Raw genomic sequence first — 25019 nt, forward strand, 5'->3', positions numbered from 1 at the left:
AACGGTTGGAGGCTTTTTTCTTCTATCGGTTATCCCTGACTTGGAAGTGGGGTAGGAATTTCAGAAGTGAGCCGGATGATTCATGAAAAAAGGAAAACCCCACTACATGAAGAGTGGGGGTTTCACTTTATTCTTGTGTTTTCGATTGAACGGCCTCAGTTTGATTGCCTTCTTTTGGCCCCAGGTTCAAGTGGGATCGAAGTGTCTGCCTAGCGTTCGCTACTGATGTATCGTTTAGTTGATAATAATAGGTTCCGTTAATGTAAGAATCCTGACCTTCAAGTTTGATGGTTTCAAGATTAAGACCCTTATCGGTAGTCACATATTTTATGAAACCCTTAATTTGTGAGAATTGTAGGTTCGTCGTCATATTGTCACCGACAGCTTCCATTACGTCTGTATATTTCGTTAGGGACCCAGCAGAAGTTGCTTTGGCGACGATGGCTTTAAGGACTTCCTGTTGACGCTCACCACGTTGGATATCACTGTCCTTTTTACGTGTCCTTGCAAAGGCTAATGCCTCTTCACCATCAACGGTCTGTAATCCTTTTTCAAGATGGATGCCATTCTTCTTGTCATGTGAATCCAGTTCATTTATTTCATAAGGTACGTCGACTTTGATTCCATCCAATGAATCTACGACATCGATGAAAGCATTGAAGTTCATGCGGACATAATAATCGACAGGGATATCGAGTAGCTCCTCAACTGTGTCCATCGTTGCTTTTGGTCCACCTGCAGCATGGGCCGCGTTGATTTTCGTGGTTACGCCTTTGGCTGGAACGTACACATAAGAATCACGGGGGATGCTTAAAAGTTTAATGGATTTCTGATCTTTATTGAATGTGGCCAAGATTAAAGCATCCGAACGTGAGTGTCCTTTATAGTCACGTTTATCACTATCATCGATCCCTATGAAAAGAATCGAGAAATTATCTTTAAGGGGATCTACCGCTTCACTCCGCTTGGCTGAAGCTTCAACCGGGTCATAGGAATTCTTGAAAACATCCTGGGCTTTCAAATATATAGTTGCAGCATACGTAGTGGCCCCTAGACCAAGTACCAGTAGGGGAACAAGCAATAACCAAAGCCTCTTCCGCCTTTTTTTCTTTGTTTTTTTAACTTTATAGACACGCCTAGTAGTAGACATCTTTTTCTTCTCCTTTTAAATAGCGAACATCAGACATAAATCGCCATTTTTCGAATCCTACAATATATTTCGTCATATATTAATCTTAATTTTACAATGATTTAATAACTTCGTAAAATATATATTTCTTTTCAATTATATTACAGCAAAAAAAAGGAAAAATATGCAGGAGAAAATCAAGCGAATTCCTGTTCCAAATAAAGCATTTCGCCTTCTGTAATTTGGCCTTGACCATTTGTCAGCTCTGTCATCCAGGCGGTATATGCCTCTTTTTGTTTTTCTTCAACATATACTTGGATATCGACCTGTTCAAGGTACTTGATTTCCTTTATTTGATAAATCGAAGATCGCAGTTCATTTTCCAATTTTCCAAGCCAGGTATAGTCGACGGTTGTCGAAATGACCCGCATTAAGTTTCTAATGACTACACCAGTGGCATTTATTCCTTCTGAAGTCGCTTTACTGTAAGCGCGAATGAGACCTCCTGCACCAAGTTTGATGCCACCAAAATACCGTGTGACGACAACGGCGGTGTCTTTCAGTTCTTTTTTCTTTAGAACTTCAAGGATAGGGACGCCTGCTGTACCGCTAGGTTCTCCATCGTCAAGGGCTTTTTGGATTTGATTTTGTTCCCCTATCATATAGGCTGAACAATTATGTGTTGCATCTTTATGCTTTTTCTTGATTTCCTGGATAAAGGCCTGTGCGGCTTCTTCGGTTTCGACCCTGGCGATGTGGGAAATAAAACGGGATTTTTCAATGACGATTTCATGTTCGCCGCGTCCTGTCACCGTTAAATATTGAGTGAGCATACTATTCCACCTTCGTACTTCCTATTAGTTGATTCATTATAAGGCTTTGCGGAAAAAGTGGCAATGACGATTCTATTTCATGCCATATGTGTAAAGAAACTTTAATATAAGAAAAAGCTGTACGTGTTATAATTAATTCTATTGCCTGCTATTATTATTAGCTGATCATATATGCTTAAAAGAATAACAATGTAGGAAAAACATGAGTTCTGTGCCATTATCTTGCCTTGTCCTTAACGTGTCCTCTCATTTCAAGGATTTTGCCATTTACTAAATGCATCTGTTTCATATGATAATCAATGGAGCGGAATATCCCATTTGATAGAAAAGGATAATTTGTATTGGGATAATAGAAATGGCTTTCTGCCTTTGATGGGTGACTATTACATGATCCCTAATAGCCGATAATATGAGATGGAAAGTTATTGCACATTTTGTGAAAATCAAATAAGGAAAATAACGTATTATTATTATTTTTTTGGTACAATATGTTCATGAAGGTTACTTTATACAAAAGTTTCCTGAAAATTAACCATTCATGAAAAAGGAAAAAGAACTTTTTTCCATATACATAGTCTTTAAGACAAGAAATTGTTTAAGTCTTTTGATTTAAGTGGAGGGGATCTTAATGTCCATAAAAAAGGTTGATGCTAAAGCATTGGACAAGATCTTAGAAACAATGGTGAGCACTGTTAGTGAAAGTAAGGATGAAGTCTTTGATATCGGCGAACAATGCCGAAAGGACTTTGAATCATTAACAAAAGAGCTCGACGATGTGAAAATTAGGGTCGCCATTGTGATAACCGACAGCGATGCACTGGACTCAAAGGCCAGGTTTGCTCGAAAAAGGCTTTCCGAAGTCAGTATGCACTTCAACCATTTTTCTGAAGAACAGGTACGCGATGCTTATGAAAGGGCACATAAGCTGCAAGTCGATTTGCAAATAAACAGGCAATTGGAGAAAGAGCTCCGTAATCGCCGGGATGAACTTGAATTAAGGTTAAGAGGTTTACAGCAGACGATCGATAAAGCGGTGCATCTCGTCTCGCAAATATCGGTTGTACAGAATTATTTGATGCAGGATCTTAAATTTGTAGGGGAAGCCCTCCAAGAAGCGAAACGCAAACAGGACTTCGGCTTGAAAATAATCGAAGCCCAGGAGCAGGAACGTAAAAAGCTCTCACGTGAAATTCATGATGGTCCGGCTCAAATGCTGGCGAACGTCATGATGCGTTCTGATCTGATAGAGCGAGTGCAACGCGAGAGAGGTCCTGATGAAGCGCTGGTTGAAATCCGCAGTTTAAAGGTCATGGTAAGGAATGCTTTATATGAAGTGCGCAGAATCATCTATGATCTTCGCCCTATGGCCCTTGATGATCTAGGCCTTGTACCTACCCTCAGAAAGTACCTGCAAACGACCGAAGACTATAATACTGGCGTGCATTTGAATTTCGTCAACCTTGGGCAGGTCAAAAGGCTTCCTTCCGATATGGAGGTCGCTTTATTCAGGCTAGTTCAGGAGGCTGTACAAAATTCATTGAAGCATGCGGAGCCAAAACAGGTTCAAGTTAAACTGTCCATTTCCAAAGAGATGGTGACCGTCGTCGTCAAGGATGATGGAAAAGGGTTTGACTCTTCGATCCAAAAGGAAGGTTCATTTGGCCTGGTAGGCATGAGGGAGAGAGTCGAGCTGCTCGAAGGTGAAATGACGATCGATTCACAACCAGGGGCGGGCACTTTGGTGTTTATACAGATTCCCTATCATTTATAAATTTTAGAATAGAAACTAGGAGGAAGAAGCCGTTGAAGACTAGTATAATCATTATCGATGACCATCAGCTTTTCCGCGAAGGCGTAAAGCGTATATTAGATTTTGAATCATCCTTTGATGTTGTTGCCGAGGGCGATGACGGAAGCGAAGCTATGGATCTCGTTGAAACACATAAACCGGATGTTGTTATCATGGATATCAACATGCCGAATATGAATGGGGTCGAAGCAACAAAAATGCTCGTGAACCGTTACCCTGAAACAAAAGTAATCATCCTTTCCATTCATGATGATGAAAACTACGTACAGCACGCATTGAAAACGGGAGCACAAGGTTACCTGTTGAAGGAAATGGACGCAGATGCGTTGATTGATGCTGTTCGTGTAGTCGCTGAAGGCGGCTCATACCTTCATCCGAAGGTTACCCATAATTTAGTTAAAGAATATCGCCGCTTGGCAGCCGAAGAGGGTGCTGATCGTGATTCCGTACATGCAATAGAAATCAGGAGGCCGCTGCACCTATTGACTCGACGCGAATGTGAAGTGCTTCAACTTCTAGCTGACGGAAAAAGCAACCGTGCCATCGGTGAAACCCTATATATCAGTGAAAAAACAGTCAAGAACCATGTGAGTAACATTCTTCAAAAGATGAATGTGAATGACCGTACACAAGCGGTTGTCCTTGCCATTAAAAATGGCTGGGTAGAAGTGAAGTAATTATAGTATTCGATAAGTCCGGCTCTTCAGTTTCCGCAATGCGTGCTGAAAGTCCGGGCTTTTTTTGATGGCTAGATTTGACTAATTTTTACATATTTCCGGTAATGAAGAAAGCTATTTAATGCAAATAAAGGCAATTTCAGATAGAATGGTGAATAAGATACAGAGTAAATTTTTATAAGGATGGTATTATTTATGAAAACCGCAGTCGTAACAGATAGCACTGCATATATACCTAAGGAAATTCGTGAACGTTTACATATACATATGATGCCGCTTAATGTCATTTTTTCCAATGAAGCTTACCGGGAAGAAGTGGACATTGCTGCGGATGAGTTTTATGAGGAAGTAAAGAGGCAGGAGAAATTGCCGACCACTTCTCAGCCCCCAATCGGACAGTTTGTCGAAAAGTTCGAGGAGCTGCAAAGAGAATATGATGATGTTATTTCGATTCATTTGTCGAGTGGTATCAGTGGTACGTATCAAGGAGCGGTATCGGCAGGTGAAATGGTCGAGGGGGTTAGGGTACATGCCTTTGATTCGGAAGTCAGCTGCATGGTCCAGGGGTTTTACGTGATCGAGGCGGCTAAGATGGCACTTGATGGTAAAGCTGCAGGAGAGATCATGGCCAGGCTCGAAGAAATGAAACCATCGGTCAGGGCATACTTCATGGCAGATGACCTATCCCACCTACAGCGCGGTGGACGCTTAAGCAGTGCCAAAGCATTGATTGGCAGTCTGCTTCAAGTAAAGCCGGTCCTCCATTTTGTTGATAAAATCATCGTCCCATTTGAAAAAATCCGTACTAGAAAAAAAGCGATGAAACGAATTGCCGATTTACTTGGAGAAGACGCGGCGAGTGGAGAGAAGTATAAAGCTGTCATTATTCATGCAAAGCGAGAAAGTGAAGCTAAAGACTGGAAAACCGAACTCGAAGCACGATTCCCTAATGTCGAGTTCGATATCAGCTACTTCGGTCCAGTAATCGGAACGCATCTGGGCGAAGGCTCGATGGGGATGGGCTGGTATAAAATATAAGCTGGGACGTCTTTCCTTCGAAAAAGAGGAAGGCGTTTTTTTATGAGCAAAAAGGGATCTGAGAGTAAAAAGCGAATGATATGGAGGAGTATAGTTTATTAAGAAAGAAGGTTACAGTTTGGAAAATATGGTCATTCCCCCCTTTTTTTCTCCGGAACTTCAGCACCATCTCACGGGAAGGCACCTTTTGGCCTTCGAAATCCCCTTCTCCCAGGAACTCATCGCAGGGCATCTCAAGAATGGGTATGTCTCGGAAACTTACGGAGTGCAGTCCAGTAATGGCCTGTTTAACTGTGTGCGCTGCGGTAACAAAGATCAAGCTTTGTTTTATACGTTCCCATGCAAGATTTGCAATCAGGATTGTACTTACTGCCGCTCATGCATCATGATGGGAAGAGTCAGTGAATGTGCAAAGTTATATAGGTGGACCGGTCCGGGTTTTCAGTTTGAGATACCTGACAATGTGTTGAGTTGGGAAGGCACTTTATCTGCAGGTCAACAATATGCTTCTGACTGTGTCGTTGAGGCGGTAAACGGAAAAGGTGAATTCCTTGTATGGGCTGTATGTGGTGCCGGTAAGACAGAGGTCCTATTTGCAGCGATTGAGGCAGCCTTGCTTGCTGGGAAACGAATTTGTTTGGCAACACCGCGGACCGATGTCGTTCTCGAACTCTCACCAAGGTTAAAAAAAGCCTTTCCTGCCATTGAAGTCACGGCGCTCTACGCCGGCAGTACAGATCGACATGCGTTTTCGCCACTAACTGTTTCTACGACCCATCAGCTATTCCGTTTTATTGAAGCCTTCGATGTCATCATTGTTGATGAAGTCGATGCGTTTCCCTACTCAATTGATGATTCGCTGCATTATGCAGTTAATAAATCAAAAAAGTTTTCTGCCGCAACCATCTACTTGACCGCCACACCTTCGAAACGAATGCAGCGACTATATCGAAGCGGCAAATTGAAAGCCGTTATAATCCCAGCCCGCTATCATCGTCAGCCAATCCCTGTCCCTGAAATGAAATGGAGCGGCAACTGGCAAAAACAATTTCATCAAAAAAAGATTCCTCCCGCAATCAAAGGATGGGTATGTGAACGACTTGAGCAGAATATCCCCTTCCTATTGTTTTTCCCAAGCATTCAAGTGATGGAGCAGGCACTTCCGCTGTTTCAAATGCTGTCCCCTAAATTATCGATTGTCCACTCACGGCACCCTGACCGAAAAGAAAGAGTAATGGCATTAAGGAATGGAATGGTTCCTGGATTATTGACCACGACCATCCTGGAACGCGGCGTGACAATTGAACGGTTGGAAGTAGCCGTGATTGGTGCTGAACATAAAGTGTTTTCAGATAGTGCCCTCGTCCAGATTGCCGGCCGGGTAGGGAGAAGCTTTGCTAACCCTGCCGGGACGATTAGTTTTTTTCATTACGGTAAAAGTAAAGCGATGGTTGAGACGGTTCACCATATACAAATGATGAATAAAGATGCCATGAAAAGGGGGCTGCTGGATGAAGAGATGCCTAGTTTGTGATGAAGGAATGAAGGAAGCATTGACATGGAGGAGCCTATTGGTGAGGGCTGAGGCAAAGGTAATTTGCGAAAAGTGTGAGGGGAAACTTAATAGGATAACCGGGGAAACATGTACAATGTGCTCAAGGGAGCTGGGCAGGAATTACAGTACTGGTGACATCTGTCTGGATTGTTCAAGATGGGAAAGGAATAGGGAATGGTCCGGCTATTTGTCGAAGAACATATCGCTATTTCATTATAATGAAGACTTAAAAGATATTATTGCTAAATATAAATACCGAGGGGATTATGCATTAGCTGAGGTATTCGTCCCTTTTTTGAAAGACAGGTTAAAGGACATGGAGTTTGACCTGGTAACGGCCATCCCGCTTAGTGATGAACGGCTTAGGGAGCGGGGATTCAACCAGGGACAGGCTTTGGCAGTACTTCTTGGACTTCACACTGCCGAGATCTTAACAAGGATCCATACGGAAAAACAGTCAAAAAAGTCACGTCAAGAGAGAATGTCATTACCCCAGGTTTTTCAGGTCATACAAACGGATTTGCTGGAGCATAAATCAATTTTGATCATCGATGACATTTACACTACAGGCACAACGCTCAGGCATGCAGCCAAGGCATTAAAAACGGCTGGGGCCAGAGAGGTATCATCCATCACCCTGGCTAGGTGAAACAGCTAATTTTAATAAACGTCCTAAAGTATCGCTGGTATTATTCGATATATACAGTAATAAGAATAATCGTTGTGATGGTGAGGGAGGGAAACTCAATGGGAATATTCAACTGTCCAAACTGTAATTCGTTATTCGTTATGACGAAATTCCGTGATCTATGCGATGCCTGTTATAAAGAAGAAGAAGCCCAATATGATAAAGTGTATGCCTATATTCGCAAGAAAATAAATAGAACGGCGTCCATGATGCAAGTGGTTAAGGAAACTGGCGTTGAAGAAACTTTAATTATTAAATTTGTGAAAACAGGAAAGCTAAGGATTTCGCAGTTTCCCAATCTAGGAATTCCTTGTGAAAAGTGCGGCACTCACATCAAGATCGGAAGGTTATGCGGCAAGTGCAGCGATTCCCTCGTTACGGATTTGCAGGCATTTGAAAGTGAGGAAAGGCGCCAAACTGAAATTCAAGGAAATGATAAAAAAAATACGTACTACATGAAGGATGATCAAAAAGGGTAGATATCATGGCGAAAGCATGCATGATTTGTTAAAATATCCGATATTGAGAACAATATTCGACAATGGTTGTCGAAGGAAAGATTACAGGAAACAATAAAAGAAATCGATTCTTTGTCGATAATAACAATAGGGTGAATAACACAGTCCAGAGCATTCTCATGGTCTGCTGAAGAATCATATTGTTATGGGATTTAAAAAAATCGACCGTAGGAGAGGATCTGGAATATGAAAATCAATAACATCGGTATGACAGGTGTTAACCCGTATAATCTTCAAGCCAATAAAACGGGGAATATCAAAGAGTCTAAGGTCAATGCCTCGGATAAAGTTGAAATTTCTTCAGCGGCAAAAGAAATGCAGCAATCATCTCCGATTCCTGCTGCTAGACAAGCAAAGGTGGACGAACTGAAAATCCAAGTTGAAAACGGAAATTATAAATTGAATGCGCAGGCAACGGCTAAAGGTCTCATCGATTTTTACCGGAAATGAACTAAAGTTTGAATGAAGTGGACGGGACCAGTTTCCGTCCTTCATTTATGAGCAGAGGAGGCAGCAAAATGTCTGCACGGAACATCATCGAATCGCTTGAAAAATTGATCAAGCTTCATAAAAGCTTCAATCAATTAGCGATAAGAAAAACGGCCATTTTGAAAGCAAGTGATACCGAGGCAATTACTGCCCTGCTGATTCAGGAACAAAAGCATATTAAAGCAATCAGTCAAACCGATATGGAGAGAGAGGGGGCAGTCAAGGAATTTCTTGCAGTAAATGGAACCGTGGGAAAGAAGGCCTCCATCCATGCCGTAACGGAACTGACAGGACCAGTTGAAACGGAAATCATTGAACGGCTAAAAGCGGAATTGATTGATGAAGTGACTAAGCTGAAAGAGCGGAACGGTTTAAATCAGCAATTAATCTATCAATCCCTTCAATTCATCAATGTCTCTTTGGATATGCTGAGGCCGCAGAATCAGAACTTGAATTATGGGGATTCGGTTAAAAAGCCGGTAAAAAGCGTCATGGCAATGTTTGATTCAAAAGCTTAAGAAACAGAAAAAAGATGGAGGTTTGAGCAAATGATTTCAACCTTTATGGGTCTTGAGACGGCAAAGCGCGGATTATCCACCTCTCAAGGAGCCTTGTACACGACAGGAAATAATGTGGCCAATGCCAATACATTAGGATATTCAAGGCAGCGGGTCAACCTGGTACAGACGTCTGGCTTTCCAACTGTCGGATTGAACAGCCCGCGCGTAGCTGGCCAAATCGGGACAGGGGTAGCGGCAGAAACGGTTCAGCGGATCCGGGATAGTTTCCTGGACGCACAATTCAGGACACAAAGTAATAAAATTGGTTTTTACGGGGCCATGAGCGAATCATTGTCTAAAATGGAAGGGATCATGAATGAACCAACCGACAGCGGATTAGCTGCCACGATGGAGAAGTTCTGGAATTCGCTGCAAGGGCTGACGGCCAATACGGAAAACTCCGGGGCCCGTGAAGTCGTTGCCTCAACGGGCGTCATGGTCGCGGATACCCTTAACTACTACTACAAATCGCTAACGAGCGTTCAAACGGATATCGGTAATCAGATGAACGTCAAAGCGAACGAAATCAATACGCTTATTAGCAGCATTGATCAACTCAATCAACAAATCAGTAAAGTGGAGCCGCATGGATATATTCCAAATGACCTTTATGATAAACGTGATGTACTTGTAGACCAACTTTCGCAGCTTGTCAGCATAAAAGTGAATAACGTCATTCCGACGGATTACGGAAGATCCAGCGATGTAGCTGCAGGGCTATACAACATCGAATTGATGCAAGAAGACGGTTCGTCTTATGTGCCGCCTATCAATCTAGTAAGTGTTAACCAAACTGGGATGGTGGGAACTTCGAAAGTTGAAGTTAGCTATGATAAAACGACAGGTATGGTAGACGGAGTGAAGTTCGGTTCAAAAACAATGACGGATTACAAATTCTCGGGGGAACTATCCGGTTTGATCAACAATTTTGGTTATAAAAAGGATGATGGTACGATCGGGGGAGCGTATCCTGATATGCTAAAAAAGCTGGATAATATGACGACGGCTTTTGTGAACGAGTTTAATACCATCCACAAACAAGGATATGCACTAGGTGATAGCGATGCTTCAACATTGGACTTCTTTGAAATAGAACCAGGTAAGAGCGCTGCCCAAAGCATCAAGGTGAATAGTGAAATCGTAAAGGATCCCTCGAAAATTGCCGCAGGCGCTAAAAGCGGAGGGGCATCCGGGGATAATGAAAATGCCAAACTCCTGGCTGACCTGAAGAAGAAAGCGTTTAGTGAGTACTCGACTAAAGACCAAAATTCAAAGGAATTGACGGGAAGTTTCGACACATATTATTCCGGAATCATCGGAAAACTGGGTGTGGATTCTCAAAGCGCCAAAAAAAACCTTTCTAATTCTGTCGTGCTTGCTACATCCGTTAACCAAAATAGAGACTCTGTCAGTTCTGTATCCTTGGATGAAGAGATGACCGATATGATCAGATTTCAGCAAGCATACAATGCTTCTGCAAGAATGATGACGATGATGGACGAAATGCTCGATAAAATCATAAACGGAATGGGCACTGTAGGCCGATAATGGGAGTGAACGAACATGCGGGTAACGCAATCGATGCTAACCAATAATATGTTAAGCAATTTAAGCAGCAGTTACGAGAAGATGGCCAAGCTGCAAGAGCAGGTTTCCTCTCAAAAGAAATTCTCCAAACCATCCGATAACCCTGTCGCTGCCATGATGGGAATGGGGTACCGGACAAACCTCAATCAAATAGGGCAGTATCAGAGCAACATTGCCGAGGCGACAAATTGGATCGACAGCACGGATGATGCCATTTCTGAAGCTGTTTCCGCCATGCAGCGGATACGTGAGTTGACGGTTCAGGCCAGCAATGGTACGTATGAAGGCGAACAACTGAAAAATGTTGCTGAGGAAATAAAGCAATTAAAAGAACATCTCATAACTCTTGGCGACACACAGATAGGCGGGAAATATATTTTCAACGGCCAGGATACAAATGTGAGACCGTCTTCGGTTAAAGATGGGAATGGGAATACGGTGTATGGCACAGGAGACATAAACCTTGAAGTGTTTTCCGGGATTTCCCTGAAAATCAATACGGACGGTTCGAAGATTTTTGGTGATGCGCTTGCCGCTGGGGGAAGCATTGACCAAACAATCGACGCACTTGAAAACGGTGGTGACGTGAGTGGCACGCTGGCAGGACTTGACGCAACCATAAATACTTTCTTAGGCATGCAAGCACAGGTTGGCGCAAGGCAGAATCGGATTGAGCTGATGACGGACCGCCTCAAACAGCAGGAGGTCTTTGCTACTGAAATCCTTTCGAAAAATGAGGATGTCGATATCGAAAAAGCAATCATGGATTTGACGACCCAGGAAAGTATCCATAGTGCTGCATTAAGTATCGGTGCAAAAATCATGCAACCAAGTTTATTGGATTTTCTTCGCTAAGCTATTCTTAAAAGGATAGCTTTTTTCTCTTAAGGAGTGTTGATGATGCAGATTCCACAAATTAGATTGCAATCCACCTCAATGAAGATTGGATTGAATATAGAACAGCCTGTACAGCAAATCGAACAGAAGGCAGCGGACCAATCTATCGAACAGCCGCAGGCAATCCTGGAAATCCGAACGGCCCCAGGCAAGCTGACGATCGACCAGTCACAAGCCAGGGAAGATATGGATTTAAAAAGCCTTTCAAAGCGAGTGGAGGAATTTGCCCGGCAGGGATATCAAGATTGGCTGGCTGGTATGGCAAGACGTGCTCAGCGGGGGACGGAGCTAAGGCATATTGAAAAAGGCGGTAATGCACTCGCTGAACAGGCCAGGCAAAACAGCAAAGGACCGGAGAAGCAATTCAATCTTGGGTGGATTCCCTCTCATTTCAGCGTGAAGCTTGACTATCAGCCGGCCCAGGTGGAGATTGAAGCAACCGCTCAAAAACCGATCATTGATGCTCGAATCAATAGACCGAACCATACATACACACCAGGGAGTGCAGATGTGGAAATTCTACAAAAAAATGCGCTGGATATAGATTTCATCAATTTATTTCCGGATGAGATAGGTGAGTGAAACAATGATGATTCTACAAACAAAATTTCATGGCGAAATCGAATTAGTGGAAGAAGAGATTTATCGATTTGATAGCGGGATACCAGGATTTCTAGAAGAAAAACAGTTTTGCTTGCTAACTCTGGATGACACGCCCTTTTTCGTCCTGCAATCTGTAAAAACAAAAGAGGTTGCCTTCATTGTGACAAATCCTTTTGAAGTGTTTCGTGATTACGAAGTGGAGCTTCCGGATGAGGTATTATCTTCTTTACAAATAGAAACGGAACTGGAAGTCATTACTTTCGTCATATTAACGATTCAAGACCCTTTCAATGAAACGACGGCGAATCTTCAGGCTCCCATCATCATAAATGCCTCTAAAAAAACGGGAAAGCAATTTATCATGAACGGCAGTGAATACCGTACAAAGCACAGATTGATTGAACCTCCAGCAGAACAGGGGGAGGAATGATGCTCGTATTGACCAGAAAGCTAAACGAAGCGATCATGATTGGCGATGATATCGAAATTACGATCTTGGCTGTTGAGGGAGAACAAATTAAACTGGGTATCAATGCTCCTAAAAACGTCGATATCCATAGGAAGGAAATCTACCTGTCCATCCAGCAGGAAAATAGCGAAGCTTCTGAAATAAAAACCAATCTTCTGGAAAATATAAATGAGTATTTCAAGAAAAAATCTTGAAAACCCGCTAAATATGTTTCCAAGCAGGCCGATATTAAATATACAACGATGAGCAGTGAAATTGACTTATTCATTGCTTTCGTAAACAACCACATGGACGTGGGAACTTAAAACTCAAGGAGGAAACATAAAATGATTATCAATCACAATATCTCAGCTTTAAACACGCACCGTCAATTATCAAGTGCAACGAATGCACAATCTAAATCAATGGAGAAACTTGCATCAGGTATGCGTATCAACCGTGCAGGCGATGACGCTGCCGGTCTTGCAATCTCTGAAAAAATGCGTGGACAAATCCGCGGTTTGGACCAAGCTTCCCGTAACTCACAAGATGCTATCTCTTTGATTCAAACTGCAGAAGGTGCATTAAACGAAACGACTGATATTCTGCAACGTATGCGTGAGCTTGCTACACAAGCAGCAACAGACACTAATACTGGTACAGACCGTAATGAAATCCAAAAAGAAATCAATTCCCTAACATCTGAAATTAACCGTATCGCTAACACAACTGAGTTCAATAATCAAAAACTATTAAACGGCGACAAAGATGGAGCAGCAGTGGCAGGGAAACCAGCAGTTGCAGGAGAATACTCATTTGATTTTGGATCAATTTCCACCACTGTAGACGATACAATTGAAATTGGTGGTCAAACATTCACAGTTGTAGCTGCAGGGGATGAGGATCCAGCTACAGGTAAATTCAGTAATGCTGATACATTAAAAGCTGCCATCGAAGGTAATGCCGCACTTAAAGATAACTATTCTGTAGCTGTTGATGCTGGAACAGGAAAAATTACTTTAACTCAAAAAGCTGACAAAGAATCTTCTGTTGCCTTGACTGGTAACGGCGTTGGAACTGTAACAGAAGTTACTAAGGGTGCAGAAAAGGTCGACGCAGTTCCTGCTGACCCGGATAAGAGCCTTAAATTCCAAATTGGGGCTAATGAAAAACAAAGTTTGACTCTTGATATTGGAAATATGAGTGCAGAAGCTTTAGGTATATCTACTAAAGGAGCAGATAATGCAGGATTAGCAGTAACAGACGGAACTAATAACCAAACAACTGAGCAAGCATTAAATGTAGGAACCCATGCTAGTGCTGCTGCAGCAATTACAAAAATTAATGACGCAATTAATACGGTATCAGCAGAGCGTTCTAAACTAGGTGCAAACCAAAACCGTTTAGAGCACACTATCAACAATTTAGGTACTTCTTCTGAAAACCTGACTGCTGCTGAATCACGTATACGTGATACAGATATGGCAAAAACAATGATGGAGCAAACTAAAAACTCTATCTTGGCGCAAGCATCTCAAGCAATGCTAGCTCAAGCTAACCAGCAACCGCAAGGCGTTCTTCAGTTACTTCGTTAATTGAATAGTTAGCTTAACAATAAAGAGCCTGACACTTTGTGTCAGGCTCTTTTATTTGTACTGATTGAAGGGTGTAAGGAACACTGTGATGTAGAAAAAAAGAGATTACTGCCCCTTAAAAAGGAAGGGACCATTCGTTCATGTCACCAAGGAACCTTATGGAGTATGATGGCACTGCAAAATACATAGCTGAAGATGTCAGTAATGTGTATGGTGAAATGACTGTGAACACAGCTATCAATCACAAGCTGGATGGGATATATCAATTTTTAGTATGTTCGCTGATTATTTGAATAAAAAGGGAAGTCCTAAACAAGATTGTAGGTAAAGGGCTTTCTATCTAAATATTAGAACAAAGTTGATTGGAACGGAAGGTACGAGACTCCTGCGGGAGATACGTGTCCAAGGGAGACCCCGCAGGCGCAAAAGCGCCGAGGAGTCTCCCGGACCGCCCGCGGAAAGCGAGTGCCTGGAGTGGAAATCAACTAGACCCCAAATATTTTTCTGGAGTTTTTTTAGTAGAATCTCTTTTATAGCAAAGGATCATTAATGAGTATTTGCAGGTGCAACCAAAATCTATGAGTGACTAAAAATAAAACCTTAATTACCGATATAAAAAGTATATAGATCAAATTGGGGGCTATTTAGATGCTGGAGAGTTTGTCCACGAATATTCTTTCCTCACAGCTTAGAACAGCAATCTCAGACGGAATTAGTTCATATTATCAACGTGAAATGAATACGCTTGCCTATTCAGAACAAAGTGTGGAATCTAATAATGAGCCTGCTAAAGAAAAGGTGAAAGAAGTAGTGGAAAGTTTGAACACCTTCCTGGATCCAAACAAACGGCCATCCGTTTTGAGTATGAGGAGCTGAATGAGTATTATGTCAAGGTTGTGGATGACGTTACGGATGAGACGATCAGGGAGATCCCTCCTAAGAAGTTACTGGATTTCTATGCGGCAATGACAGAGTTTGTCGGGATTATGGTGGATGAAAAAATATAGGCGGGTGATTGATTGTGGTAAGAATCAGTGGTTTTGCGAGTGGAATGGACATTGATGAATTAGTTAAGAGTATGATGCAGGCGGAACGGGTGCCTTTGGATAAATTAACACAGAAAAAGCAGTATTCCGAGTGGCAGCGGGATGATTACCGCTCGATAAATACATCTTTATCAGAATTGGATAGACTCATTCGTGATGGGGTTGGGAAGCAGTCTTCCTTTATTAAAAAGAAAATATCGGTATCGAATCCAGAGGCAGTATCGGTGAGAAATGTGGGCTCGACCAGTGATTTTACTGGAAATATCAAGGTGAATGGGCTTGCCAAAGCAGCAACCATGACCAGTACAGATAAATCAGCAGTTACTGATTCCAAAAAGAAACTATCGGAATTGGGTATCACGACTCCTCAAGATATTACGATACTGGCTATCAATAAAGATGGCGGTTTTGATACGGAAGTAAAAGATGGAGTAACAATGGACAAACCGTATACGCTTACTCTTAATGAAAACGATACGCTAGAGAGTGTTATTAATAAAATTAATGCTAACTCGGGAGTGACTCTATTTTTTGATGAAACCTCCCAGAAGTTTTCCATCACTGCTAAAAATACCGGTGATGTAAATGATCGTCCTGAAATTGAATTAGGGGGTAGCGGAGATTTTTTTGCTGTGTTAAAAATGAGCAGTAATAATGAAGGGGCTGGCGGCGCAAAAGGGGAAAATGCATCGATTACTTATAATGGACTGGACATTTCCCGGCCTTCGAATACGTTTCAAATCAATGGAGTGGAAATAACGGTTAAGCAGAAAACGACGGATACCATCACATTCTCATCAACGGCTGATGTGGATTCCATCTTGGACACAATCACTCAGTTTGTGAATAAATACAATGAAATCATTAAAAAGGTTCAGGATAAAACAGGTGAAGCGAAATATCGCTCCTTTACCCCGCTTACTACTGAGCAAAAGAAGGCAATGACAGAAGATGAAGTGAAGATGTGGGATGAGAAAGCGAAGAGCGGAACGTTAAAAAGTGACTCAACACTAAAAAGTCTCCTAACTACGATGAGAACGTCCCTATACACCTCGGTGGATGGAATCACAGGAAAAAACAATCTCAGCAGTTTGGGTATCACTACGACCAAGAATTATTTGGAGGGCGGTAAATTAACGATTGATGAGGACAAGCTCCGGGCAGCAATTAGTGAAGATCCCAATGCGATTTATGATATGTTCATGGCCAATGGAACGGAGAAAAGCGATAAAGGCCTCGCGCGCCGGTTACGGGATGATATAGAATCATCCATGAAAGTGATTACTGAAAAGGCCGGAAAGGCCGGATATGTTAATAACAATTTTACAATTGGAAAATTGGTTGATGGGTTGGATAAGAGGATATCAACATTTGAAGCAAAGTTAATGAAATTGGAATCGCGCTACTACAATCAGTTCACGGCCATGGAAAAAGCGATTCAAAAGGCAAACAGCCAAAGTTCATCGTTAGCTTCTTATTTTAGTTAAGGCAAGTCGGAAAGGAAGATAAATATGGCGATAAATAATCCATATCAATCATATCAACAAAGTTCAGTCAATACAGCATCCCCGGGAGAGCTTACATTAATGCTCTATAATGGCTGCATAAAGTTCATCATGCTTGGGAAAAAAGCAATTGAAGAAGGAAATATCGAAGCGAAAAATACCAACATCATAAAGGCGCAAAACATTGTCCATGAATTGATGGTGACGCTGAATATGGATGTCGAAGTGTCCAAGGAAATGATGAGTCTGTATGATTTCATGAACCGACGTCTGATAGAGGCGAATATGAAAAATGATGTTGCAGCCTTGGAAGAGGTCGAGGGACTCGTTACTGACTTCCGTAATACCTGGAAGGAAGTTATTCAGATGAACCGGAAAAAACAGTTTACACAAAGCGGTCAAGTGTAATGATCATTCAAACATTTCATGATTTGACTGTTGAATTACTTGCCGTTTTGGAAGATCGGACGATTGCAGAACGTGAAGATAAAATAGAAAGGTTCACACAGCTGATTGACCAGCGGGATGAACTTCTTTCTCAAATCAAACCGCCTTTTACTGGTGAAGAGCAACAGCTTGGCCGTGCAACAATGTTACTTAACGAACAGGTCGATCGCATGCTTTATCTCCAAAAGCTGGAGATAAAGCGGGACATCCAGGAAATAAATAAGAAGAAAAAGTCATCTAATAAGTACACGAACCCCTATGAAAGTCTATCAATCGATGGCATGTTCTACGATAAAAGAAATTGATTACCCAGCCGTTTGGATTCCAAACGGTTTTTATGTTAAATATTTTTAAATTTTCTGTAAATAATTCGGGCTTAATTTTTTCTTTATTGCTAGGCATTTGTTATAATGAAGCTAGGGCAGACATCAACCCTTTCCAAAACCTTCCGACAATTGCTTCATAATTTCGACATATTTCATGATGTGTTTCTAAAGGGAACCGGAGGGGTATTGTAGAATCTAACTGTATAGTCTTAATTTAAGGAGGACTCACTTTATGAATTACAACGTACGCGGTGAAAACATTGAGGTAACTCCAGCAATTCGAGAATACGTCGAAAAGAAAATTGGCAAGTTAGAACGATATTTTAACAATACACCAGATGCAAATGTGTTAGTGAATTTGAAAGTGAACAATAATACATCCAAAGTCGAAGTGACGATCCCTATGCAGAATTTGGTTCTTCGCGCTGAAGAGGAAAATGCGGATATGTACGCTGCCATTGACTTGATCAATGATAAGCTTGAACGCCAAATTCGTAAACATAAAACGAAGGTCAATCGTAAGTTCCGGAACAACCTATCTCCGACTCCTGAGGCATTCGCCTTCAATACGGAAGTTGACGAAGTGGTGGATGAATTCGAAGAGGATACTGATATTGAAGTGGTCCGCAATAAGCGCTTTGATTTGAAGCCGATGGACAGTGAAGAAGCCATTTTACAAATGAATATGCTTGGTCACAGTTTCTTCGTATATACGAATGCGGATACTAACACAACGAACGTGGTGTACCGACGTAAAGATGGACGCTACGGATTAATTGAACCTAGTTAAATATATTAATCTTAGATCGAAAGCACAACCCAGCCTCTGGGTTGTGCTTTTTTTATACATTTTGGTAGTTTCCCATTACATTAATAGCCGATGAGTCCATATGTTTGCTGTTGATTATTTCATTACTATTTTACTAAAGTTAGATGGATATAATCAAAAGGTATAAAAAATGACTGTAATTAACGAACAATTCTTGTTCTTTAACGAGATAGACGTTTATTTTTACCTATTCAAATACCTCCAACTTTTGTACTATACTCAAGTTGTTAATTCTTTAAAGAGAACGAGTAGTTTCTTGCAAAAAAACATTTGATCAAGGTGCAGAGGGGGCATTTTTTATATCGAAACAATTGCCATAAATACCATAGGGCTTCCTTTAGCAGTGCCGAATATGGAAAGTGGCTTTGCCCGATCTGCGGTGAGGACTTAACTGTGCAAAAAATTGATTGCACCTAAAGAGAGAATTAATACGCCCATCGAATGGTTAATGAAGGCAGTATCCCCCATTTTATAAAAAAGCGAATATGAATAGGACTTTGATAATGATTGAATTAATATTAAATATTCCTAATATTGTAATATTTTGTCGGATAAAAGGTTTGCTTTTAGATAGTTTACCGACATAAAATAGCAATATATGGAGTGTGTATCCGTTATAATATGTTTAAAAGTAATGTATTTGGTAATAGTAACACGACAAAGGCAAACTTATTGGAAGATTAGGGCGCAAAGGCACAGGTCTAAGGTTTAGCGACTGCGATGGCTGGTCTGCCTGAAATACAAAGAGTATTTTAGGAGGTAGAAGAGGTGGCTAATGTGGAAATAGATCAAGAATGGGTAAAGTTGATTTCAGAAGCAAGGAGCTTGGGTTTCAAAAAAGAGGAAATTAGTGCTTTTTTTGAACGGGAAAGCCTTGAGGTTACATTAGAGGAGAACGATGGAAGTTGAGTACTGAAAAGGAGCGAGAACATCCCTATAAACAGTGGTTCAATTCATTAGCTGTTTATAGGGTTGTTCTTCCATGAGATTCTAGCAAGTCTAGTTCATTCAAGCTGTATTCTTCCGGATTATGTAGGTAGATTATTAAACTACTATTCTTCTTTATCTTTCCTCCATTTATTAAACTCGATGAATTCCCTGAATTGTTGTTTTGATACACCCGAATTCATAGCCTCCTCAACGATTTTCATCCAGTCAGTGTCCAAGTTTTCCTTATTTGGTGCATCGTAAAGAAGGGCATCAACAGGAATGTTAAGCACGGCGGAGATTTTTTCAAGAAATTGAATAGAAGGATTCGTTTGTAAGTTTCGCTCGAGCGAACTTAAGTAAGACTTTGCCACCCCCGCTTTATCGGCGAGTTCAGTCATGGACATTTTCTTTTCTTCTCGCAGTTTTTTTACACGTTTACCAATCATCAATACCACCTCGAAACATGTTCTATTTATCTTCTGCTTATAAGTTTGAGTAGCCCACATTAAATCATTCAAAGCATGGAGCCTGTAAGGTTTGATTACCTTGACATGCTATCGCTAGAGAAGGACACAGATCTAGTGATGGAAGGTTATGGATAGTTCTCAGTTGCATTTGGAATAGTGGGGAGTTTGCAATATATTTTTTATACTTCCTTTTATTTTAACAGTTTTACTCTTCATTTATCCATTGTTTTTCGCAAGAATTGTATTCAGGTCTATACCAGGTAAGTGACATGAAGTTGTACCTCTAGGGTAGAAGTGGTAAAATTAAGCGTGGATTGTAATAATAGAAGGTGTGTTTCTTCTTACTTATATGAATTTTGTTATTGAACGATCATTACCATAATAGAGGAGCGTTATTGAATGCTTAATATATTAAATAAAGTTTTTGATCCGAATAAGCGGGAAATAAAGCGTTTGGAAAAAATCGCTGATCAGGTCGAAGCGCTGGCTGATAAGACGGCTGCGTTATCGGATGAACAGCTGCGTGCCAAAACGGGTGAGTTTAAAGAGCGTTATCAAAACGGGGAAACAGTGGATGATCTGCTAGTTGAGGCTTTTGCGGTTGCGCGTGAAGGGGCAAAGCGTGCTCTGGGCTTATATCCTTACCGTGTTCAAATCATGGGTGGGGCATCGCTTCATGATGGAAATATCTCCGAGATGAAAACGGGGGAAGGTAAAACATTAACCTCCACCATGCCGGTTTATTTAAACGCGCTTACTGGTAAAGGTGTACATGTCGTTACTGTCAACGAATATCTGGCACACCGTGATGCTACTGAGATGGGTGTATTGTATGATTTCCTTGGCTTGACCGTCGGATTGAATTTGAACAGTCATTCTAAAGAAGAAAAACAAGAGGCGTACAATGCTGACATTACGTATAGCACGAATAATGAGCTAGGTTTTGATTACCTACGTGACAATATGGTGTTATATAAAGAACAAATGGTACAGCGCCCATTGCACTTTGCTGTCATTGATGAAGTCGATTCGATTTTGATCGATGAGGCGAGAACGCCCTTGATCATTTCCGGTTCCGCACAAAAATCGGCCCAGCTTTATATTCAAGCCAATGCGTTTGTGAGAACGTTACAAAAAGATACGGATTACACGTATGATGAAAAGACAAAAGGTGTTCAGCTGACCGAAGATGGGATGAACCGAGCTGAAAAAGCGTTTAACATCGATAATTTGTTCGATATTAGTCACGTTACTTTGAATCATCATATTAATCAGGCGTTGAAGGCGCATGTTTCCATGCATTTGGATGTGGATTATGTGGTCCAGGAAGGTGAGATTGTCATCGTTGACCAATTCACTGGCCGTTTGATGAAGGGCCGCCGTTACAGTGAAGGTCTCCACCAGGCGATTGAAGCGAAAGAAGGCCTTGAGATTCAAAATGAAAGCATGACTCTTGCGACGATTACGTTCCAGAACTATTTCAGGATGTACGAAAAACTTTCCGGTATGACTGGTACAGCCAAAACGGAAGAAGAGGAATTCCGCAATATCTATAATATGAATGTCATCGCGATCCCGACAAACAGGAATATCGTTAGGGATGACCGGGCAGATCTTATATACGCGTCAACTGATGGAAAATTCAAGGCTGTCGTGGAAGACATCGCCGAACGTTATACAAAGGGTCAGCCTGTGCTTGTCGGTACGGTTGCCATCGAAACATCTGAAGTCATTTCTGCCTATTTATCTAAAAAAGGGATCCCTCACGATGTTTTGAATGCAAAGAACCATGAACGTGAAGCGGAAATCATTGCGAATGCAGGTAATCAAGGCTCAGTCACGATCGCTACCAACATGGCAGGACGTGGTACGGATATCAAGCTTGGTGAAGGTGTCAAGGAGCTTGGTGGGCTTGCTGTCATCGGTACGGAGCGCCATGAGAGCAGGCGTATAGATAACCAGTTGCGTGGTCGTTCCGGCCGTCAAGGAGACCCAGGGGTCACTCAATTCTATTTATCAATGGAAGATGAATTGATGCGCCGCTTCGGTTCGGATAACATGAAAAGCATGATGGCACGTCTTGGTATGGATGATTCCCAGCCAATTCAAAGTAAAATGGTGACCAGGGCCGTTGAATCCGCACAGAAACGGGTCGAAGGCAATAACTTTGATTCACGTAAGCAGTTACTGCAATATGATGATGTTCTCCGTCAACAACGGGAAATTATTTATAAGCAGCGTTTCGATGTAATGGAAAGTGAGAACCTACGTGAAATCGTCGAAAAGATGATTACTGCATCCATCCAGCGCAATGTTGCCGCATTTGCACCAATGGGCGATGAGGAAGGCTGGAATTTACAAGGTTTAGTCGATTACCTGAATGGTAACCTATTCAATGAAGGCTCAATCACTGTAAATGATTTAGATGGAAAAGATGAATTGGAATTGGTTGAATTCATTTTAGCAAAAGTGAAAGAAGGCTATGACCAAAAAGAAGAAGAGCTATCCGAAGAACAAATGCGTGAGTTCGAAAAAGTAATCGTTCTTCGTGCAGTCGATAGTAAGTGGATGGACCATATTGATGCAATGGAGCAATTGCGCCAAGGGATCCACCTTCGTGCTTATGGCCAGATCGATCCGTTACGTGAATATCAATCTGAAGGTTTCGCAATGTTTGAAGCCATGATTGCTTCTATGGAAGATGAAGTCGCTAAATATATCATGAAGGCTGAAATCCGCAACAATTTAGAGCGGAAGGAAGTCATAAAAGGACAAGCGGTCAACCCGAAGGAAGAAGACGGGGGAAAAGTGAAAAAGGCCCCTGCCCGTAAAAAGGAAGACGTTGGCCGGAATGCGTTATGTCCATGCGGCAGCGGTAAAAAATATAAGAATTGCCATGGTAATTTAGGCTAAAGTTAGGTGTATAATGATTATGAGACGGTAAAGTTTAACGCTTGCCGCCTCTTTTCATGTTTAGTTTGCATAAAGCAATATATTTGCATATAGTTTGAAGAGGTTAATTTGTAATGAAGCGAATCCCTCTACAGGGATTTTTTTTAACATACTTAATGAGGTGAAGAGAAATGGAATTGGCAGAAATTAGAAATGAACTCGAACGGACAGCGCAACGATTAACGGACTTTAGGGGGTCTCTTTGACTTAGATGAAAAAGAGGCACGAATCGCACAGCTTGAAAATGAGATGACACATCCTGATTTTTGGAATGATCAGCAAAAAGCACAGACTGTCATCAATGAAACGAATGCTTTGAAAGAACAAGTGAATCAATTGTCCGACCTTAATGAATCATATGAAAATCTGGATTTGACATATGAACTAGTGAAAGAAGAGAATGATGAAGAACTTTTGGCTGAGCTGGAAGTAGAAATCACGATTCTTTCACAAAAGATGAATGACTTTGAACTTCAACTTTTACTAAGTGAAGAATATGATTCGAAAAATGCCATTCTTGAACTTCATCCAGGTGCAGGCGGAACGGAGTCCCAGGATTGGGGTTCCATGCTACTTCGTATGTACACAAGATGGGGTGAAAAAAGAGGCTTTAAAGTGGAAACCCTTGATTACCTTCCAGGTGATGAAGCTGGAATCAAGAGTGTCACTTTACTTTTCAAAGGCCATAACGCCTATGGCTATTTGAAAGCGGAAAAGGGCGTGCACCGTCTAGTCCGTATTTCTCCTTTCGATTCATCGGGACGGCGCCATACTTCATTCGTTTCGTGTGAAGTCATGCCGGAATTCGATGAGACGATCAATATAGAAATACGCACGGAAGATTTGAAAGTCGACACGTACCGGGCAAGTGGTGCAGGTGGTCAGCATATCAATACAACTGACTCGGCAGTCCGGATCACCCATTTACCTACCAATACTGTGGTAACGTGCCAAAACGAGAGATCGCAAATCAAAAACAAGGCCCAAGCCATGAATATGCTGAAAGCCAAATTGTATCAACGCGAAATTGAACAGCAACAAGCGGATTTGGATGAAATCCGCGGTGAGCAAAAGGAAATTGGCTGGGGAAGCCAAATTCGTTCTTATGTTTTCCACCCGTATTCCATGGTTAAAGATCACCGTACTAGTGCGGAGACCGGAAACTTGGGAGCTGTCATGGATGGGGATATTGATATGTTCATTGATGCGTACTTACGTTCAAAATTATAAGATATTAAGTCGGACCGTTTCGCGGTCCGGCTTTTTTATGGTTTTGTATGAATGAAAGATCCTTGAATGACCTATTAAACACGTCCTCTGGCTGACATTAACAGGATATGAAAAGGGATGTTCTGCTTCGTTTTGCCAATACTATATATAGAGGAAAAGAAACCGGGAGGCGAAGCATCCTTTAATGCAAAAGTTAATGGAGTATTGATGGGTGATTGTTGGTTCGGCCATAATTGCCATGACCGGGGTGGTGTTACAGGGATATCGGGATATGGCGGCTATACGGATGATACTCGTCCTATATAATGATGTGCGTAATAGACCAGTCGGAATTCACCAAATTGAAACAAATGGTGAAACAAGTTGACCCTAAAGCGTTTGTAATTGTAATCGACGCATCGGAGGTACTTGGGGAGGGTTTTAAACTGGAATGAAATTGGTATAATGTTCTTGTACTGGTATAAATCAGAGGGGGTAAATTCAATGAAAATGAAATGGTTAGCCTTATTTCTGGGTACTTCTTTGGCCTTGGCAGCATGCGGTGGAAATGATGATGCTGCAGATAAAGAGCCTGCTAAAAATAGCGAAACGACAACGGCTGGTGCTGGTGATGCCGCGAAAATTTACGAAAACAAATGTTCAAGCTGCCATGCAGTGAATCTCGAAGGCGGTGTGGGACCGAATTTAACGAAGGTCGGCTCGAGGCTATCAAAAGCGGACATCGAAAAGGTCATTGCGAATGGCCAAGGTGCAATGCCAAAAGCTATAATCCAAGGCAAGGAAGCGAGTATGGTCGCGGAATGGCTTGCCGAACATAAGTAAAGATCATGAAACGTTCTGCTTAGCAGGACGTTTCATTT

The 25019-nt window shown here is 41.7% G+C and carries 26 protein-coding genes, 2 pseudogenes and 1 riboswitch; of the genes and pseudogenes, 25 read left to right on the top strand and 3 right to left on the bottom strand.

Annotated elements, in window-relative coordinates; genetic code table 11:
* Positions 1 to 127: 127 nt before the first annotated feature.
* Together N9I19_RS04580 and N9I19_RS04585 are read right to left on the bottom strand one after the other, a co-directional pair.
* Positions 128 to 1150: an LCP family protein gene (locus tag N9I19_RS04580; protein ID WP_317777112.1), complete on the bottom strand. Its 1023-nt coding sequence runs from the start codon at positions 1148 to 1150 to the stop codon at positions 128 to 130.
* 176 nt (positions 1151 to 1326) lie between these two features.
* Positions 1327 to 1962 (bottom strand): YigZ family protein, encoded by a 636-nt coding sequence (locus N9I19_RS04585; protein ID WP_061465608.1) that lies wholly within the window; start codon positions 1960 to 1962, stop codon positions 1327 to 1329.
* A 628-nt stretch (positions 1963 to 2590) separates the two neighbouring features.
* Between N9I19_RS04585 and N9I19_RS04590 the strand changes: the two genes are divergently transcribed.
* The 21 genes and pseudogenes from N9I19_RS04590 (at position 2591) to N9I19_RS04690 (ending at position 19489) form a co-directional block, all read left to right on the top strand.
* A complete protein-coding gene (locus N9I19_RS04590) occupies positions 2591 to 3733 on the top strand; it encodes a sensor histidine kinase (RefSeq protein ID WP_317777113.1) in 1143 nt (380 codons plus the stop codon).
* A 32-nt stretch (positions 3734 to 3765) separates the two neighbouring features.
* Complete coding sequence (locus tag N9I19_RS04595; protein WP_061465606.1) at positions 3766 to 4449, top strand: response regulator; 684 nt, start codon at positions 3766 to 3768, stop codon at positions 4447 to 4449.
* A 195-nt stretch (positions 4450 to 4644) separates the two neighbouring features.
* Entirely contained in the window at positions 4645 to 5487 is an 843-nt protein-coding gene (locus N9I19_RS04600; protein WP_061465605.1) for a DegV family protein, read from the top strand.
* A 187-nt stretch (positions 5488 to 5674) separates the two neighbouring features.
* Complete coding sequence (locus N9I19_RS04605) at positions 5675 to 7021, top strand: ATP-dependent helicase ComFA (RefSeq protein WP_317777114.1); 1347 nt, start codon at positions 5675 to 5677, stop codon at positions 7019 to 7021.
* Entirely contained in the window at positions 6999 to 7691 is a 693-nt protein-coding gene (locus N9I19_RS04610) for a ComFC family protein (protein WP_284469247.1), read from the top strand. The genes N9I19_RS04605 and N9I19_RS04610 overlap by 23 nt, the downstream gene beginning before the upstream one ends.
* A gap of 98 nt (positions 7692 to 7789) precedes the next feature.
* Positions 7790 to 8209: a TIGR03826 family flagellar region protein gene (locus N9I19_RS04615; protein ID WP_125159811.1), complete on the top strand. Its 420-nt coding sequence runs from the start codon at positions 7790 to 7792 to the stop codon at positions 8207 to 8209.
* 225 nt (positions 8210 to 8434) lie between these two features.
* Positions 8435 to 8698, top strand: coding sequence for a flagellar biosynthesis anti-sigma factor FlgM (gene flgM / locus N9I19_RS04620; RefSeq protein ID WP_061465602.1), 264 nt, complete (start codon positions 8435 to 8437; stop codon positions 8696 to 8698).
* A gap of 68 nt (positions 8699 to 8766) precedes the next feature.
* Positions 8767 to 9255: a flagellar protein FlgN gene (locus tag N9I19_RS04625; RefSeq protein WP_176431806.1), complete on the top strand. Its 489-nt coding sequence runs from the start codon at positions 8767 to 8769 to the stop codon at positions 9253 to 9255.
* Between the two features lie 30 nt (positions 9256 to 9285).
* Positions 9286 to 10845, top strand: a complete 1560-nt coding sequence (gene flgK / locus N9I19_RS04630; RefSeq protein WP_317777115.1) for a flagellar hook-associated protein FlgK — start codon at positions 9286 to 9288, stop codon at positions 10843 to 10845.
* A 15-nt stretch (positions 10846 to 10860) separates the two neighbouring features.
* On the top strand, positions 10861 to 11739 hold the full coding sequence (gene flgL, locus N9I19_RS04635) for a flagellar hook-associated protein FlgL (RefSeq protein ID WP_284469251.1): 879 nt from the start codon (positions 10861 to 10863) through the stop codon (positions 11737 to 11739).
* A 45-nt stretch (positions 11740 to 11784) separates the two neighbouring features.
* On the top strand, positions 11785 to 12363 hold the full coding sequence (locus tag N9I19_RS04640) for a DUF6470 family protein (protein WP_317777116.1): 579 nt from the start codon (positions 11785 to 11787) through the stop codon (positions 12361 to 12363).
* 7 nt (positions 12364 to 12370) lie between these two features.
* A complete protein-coding gene (gene fliW, locus N9I19_RS04645) occupies positions 12371 to 12814 on the top strand; it encodes a flagellar assembly protein FliW (RefSeq protein ID WP_284471978.1) in 444 nt (147 codons plus the stop codon).
* Entirely contained in the window at positions 12814 to 13047 is a 234-nt protein-coding gene (gene csrA, locus N9I19_RS04650) for a carbon storage regulator CsrA (RefSeq protein WP_284471979.1), read from the top strand. Before fliW ends, csrA begins: the two co-directional genes overlap by 1 nt.
* 132 nt (positions 13048 to 13179) lie before the next feature.
* Positions 13180 to 14427, top strand: a complete 1248-nt coding sequence (locus N9I19_RS04655) for a flagellin N-terminal helical domain-containing protein (protein WP_317777117.1) — start codon at positions 13180 to 13182, stop codon at positions 14425 to 14427.
* A 140-nt stretch (positions 14428 to 14567) separates the two neighbouring features.
* Positions 14568 to 14720, top strand: a complete 153-nt coding sequence (locus N9I19_RS04660) for a hypothetical protein (RefSeq protein WP_317777118.1) — start codon at positions 14568 to 14570, stop codon at positions 14718 to 14720.
* Positions 14721 to 15162: 442 nt separating this feature from the next.
* Positions 15163 to 15434 (top strand): annotated as a pseudogene (flaG, locus tag N9I19_RS04665) (flagellar protein FlaG).
* A 14-nt stretch (positions 15435 to 15448) separates the two neighbouring features.
* A complete protein-coding gene (locus N9I19_RS04670) occupies positions 15449 to 16960 on the top strand; it encodes a flagellar hook-associated protein 2 (RefSeq protein WP_317777119.1) in 1512 nt (503 codons plus the stop codon).
* A 24-nt stretch (positions 16961 to 16984) separates the two neighbouring features.
* Positions 16985 to 17386: a flagellar export chaperone FliS gene (gene fliS, locus N9I19_RS04675; RefSeq protein WP_089361965.1), complete on the top strand. Its 402-nt coding sequence runs from the start codon at positions 16985 to 16987 to the stop codon at positions 17384 to 17386.
* Positions 17386 to 17730, top strand: coding sequence for a flagellar protein FliT (gene fliT, locus N9I19_RS04680; RefSeq protein ID WP_061465592.1), 345 nt, complete (start codon positions 17386 to 17388; stop codon positions 17728 to 17730). Before fliS ends, fliT begins: the two co-directional genes overlap by 1 nt.
* 253 nt (positions 17731 to 17983) lie before the next feature.
* Positions 17984 to 18541, top strand: a complete 558-nt coding sequence (gene hpf / locus N9I19_RS04685) for a ribosome hibernation-promoting factor, HPF/YfiA family (RefSeq protein ID WP_317777120.1) — start codon at positions 17984 to 17986, stop codon at positions 18539 to 18541.
* Positions 18542 to 19232: 691 nt separating this feature from the next.
* Positions 19233 to 19317, top strand: a riboswitch (cyclic di-GMP riboswitch).
* A gap of 31 nt (positions 19318 to 19348) precedes the next feature.
* Entirely contained in the window at positions 19349 to 19489 is a 141-nt protein-coding gene (locus N9I19_RS04690) for an anti-repressor SinI family protein (RefSeq protein WP_081108949.1), read from the top strand.
* A 143-nt stretch (positions 19490 to 19632) separates the two neighbouring features.
* Here the strand turns inward: N9I19_RS04690 and N9I19_RS04695 are convergent, their stop codons facing one another.
* Positions 19633 to 19956: a helix-turn-helix domain-containing protein gene (locus tag N9I19_RS04695; protein WP_061465590.1), complete on the bottom strand. Its 324-nt coding sequence runs from the start codon at positions 19954 to 19956 to the stop codon at positions 19633 to 19635.
* 420 nt (positions 19957 to 20376) lie between these two features.
* On the opposite strand from N9I19_RS04695, the gene secA reads away from it, so the two are divergent.
* From secA to cccB, 4 genes and pseudogenes are all read left to right on the top strand, one after another.
* Complete coding sequence (gene secA, locus N9I19_RS04700; protein ID WP_317777121.1) at positions 20377 to 22890, top strand: preprotein translocase subunit SecA; 2514 nt, start codon at positions 20377 to 20379, stop codon at positions 22888 to 22890.
* A 170-nt stretch (positions 22891 to 23060) separates the two neighbouring features.
* A protein-coding gene (gene prfB, locus N9I19_RS04705; RefSeq protein WP_317777122.1) for a peptide chain release factor 2 occupies positions 23061 to 24159 on the top strand; the annotation gives its coding sequence in 2 pieces (ribosomal slippage) (positions 23061 to 23123 and positions 23125 to 24159; 1098 coding nt in all).
* A 249-nt stretch (positions 24160 to 24408) separates the two neighbouring features.
* Positions 24409 to 24593 (top strand): annotated as a pseudogene (locus tag N9I19_RS04710) (YitT family protein); the annotation flags it as partial.
* A 49-nt stretch (positions 24594 to 24642) separates the two neighbouring features.
* Positions 24643 to 24981 (top strand): cytochrome c551, encoded by a 339-nt coding sequence (gene cccB / locus N9I19_RS04715; protein ID WP_317777123.1) that lies wholly within the window; start codon positions 24643 to 24645, stop codon positions 24979 to 24981.
* Positions 24982 to 25019: the final 38 nt, after the last annotated feature.

The organism is Peribacillus sp. CSMR9, from assembly GCF_033141925.1.
Lineage (GTDB): Bacteria > Bacillota > Bacilli > Bacillales > DSM-1321 > Peribacillus > Peribacillus simplex_A.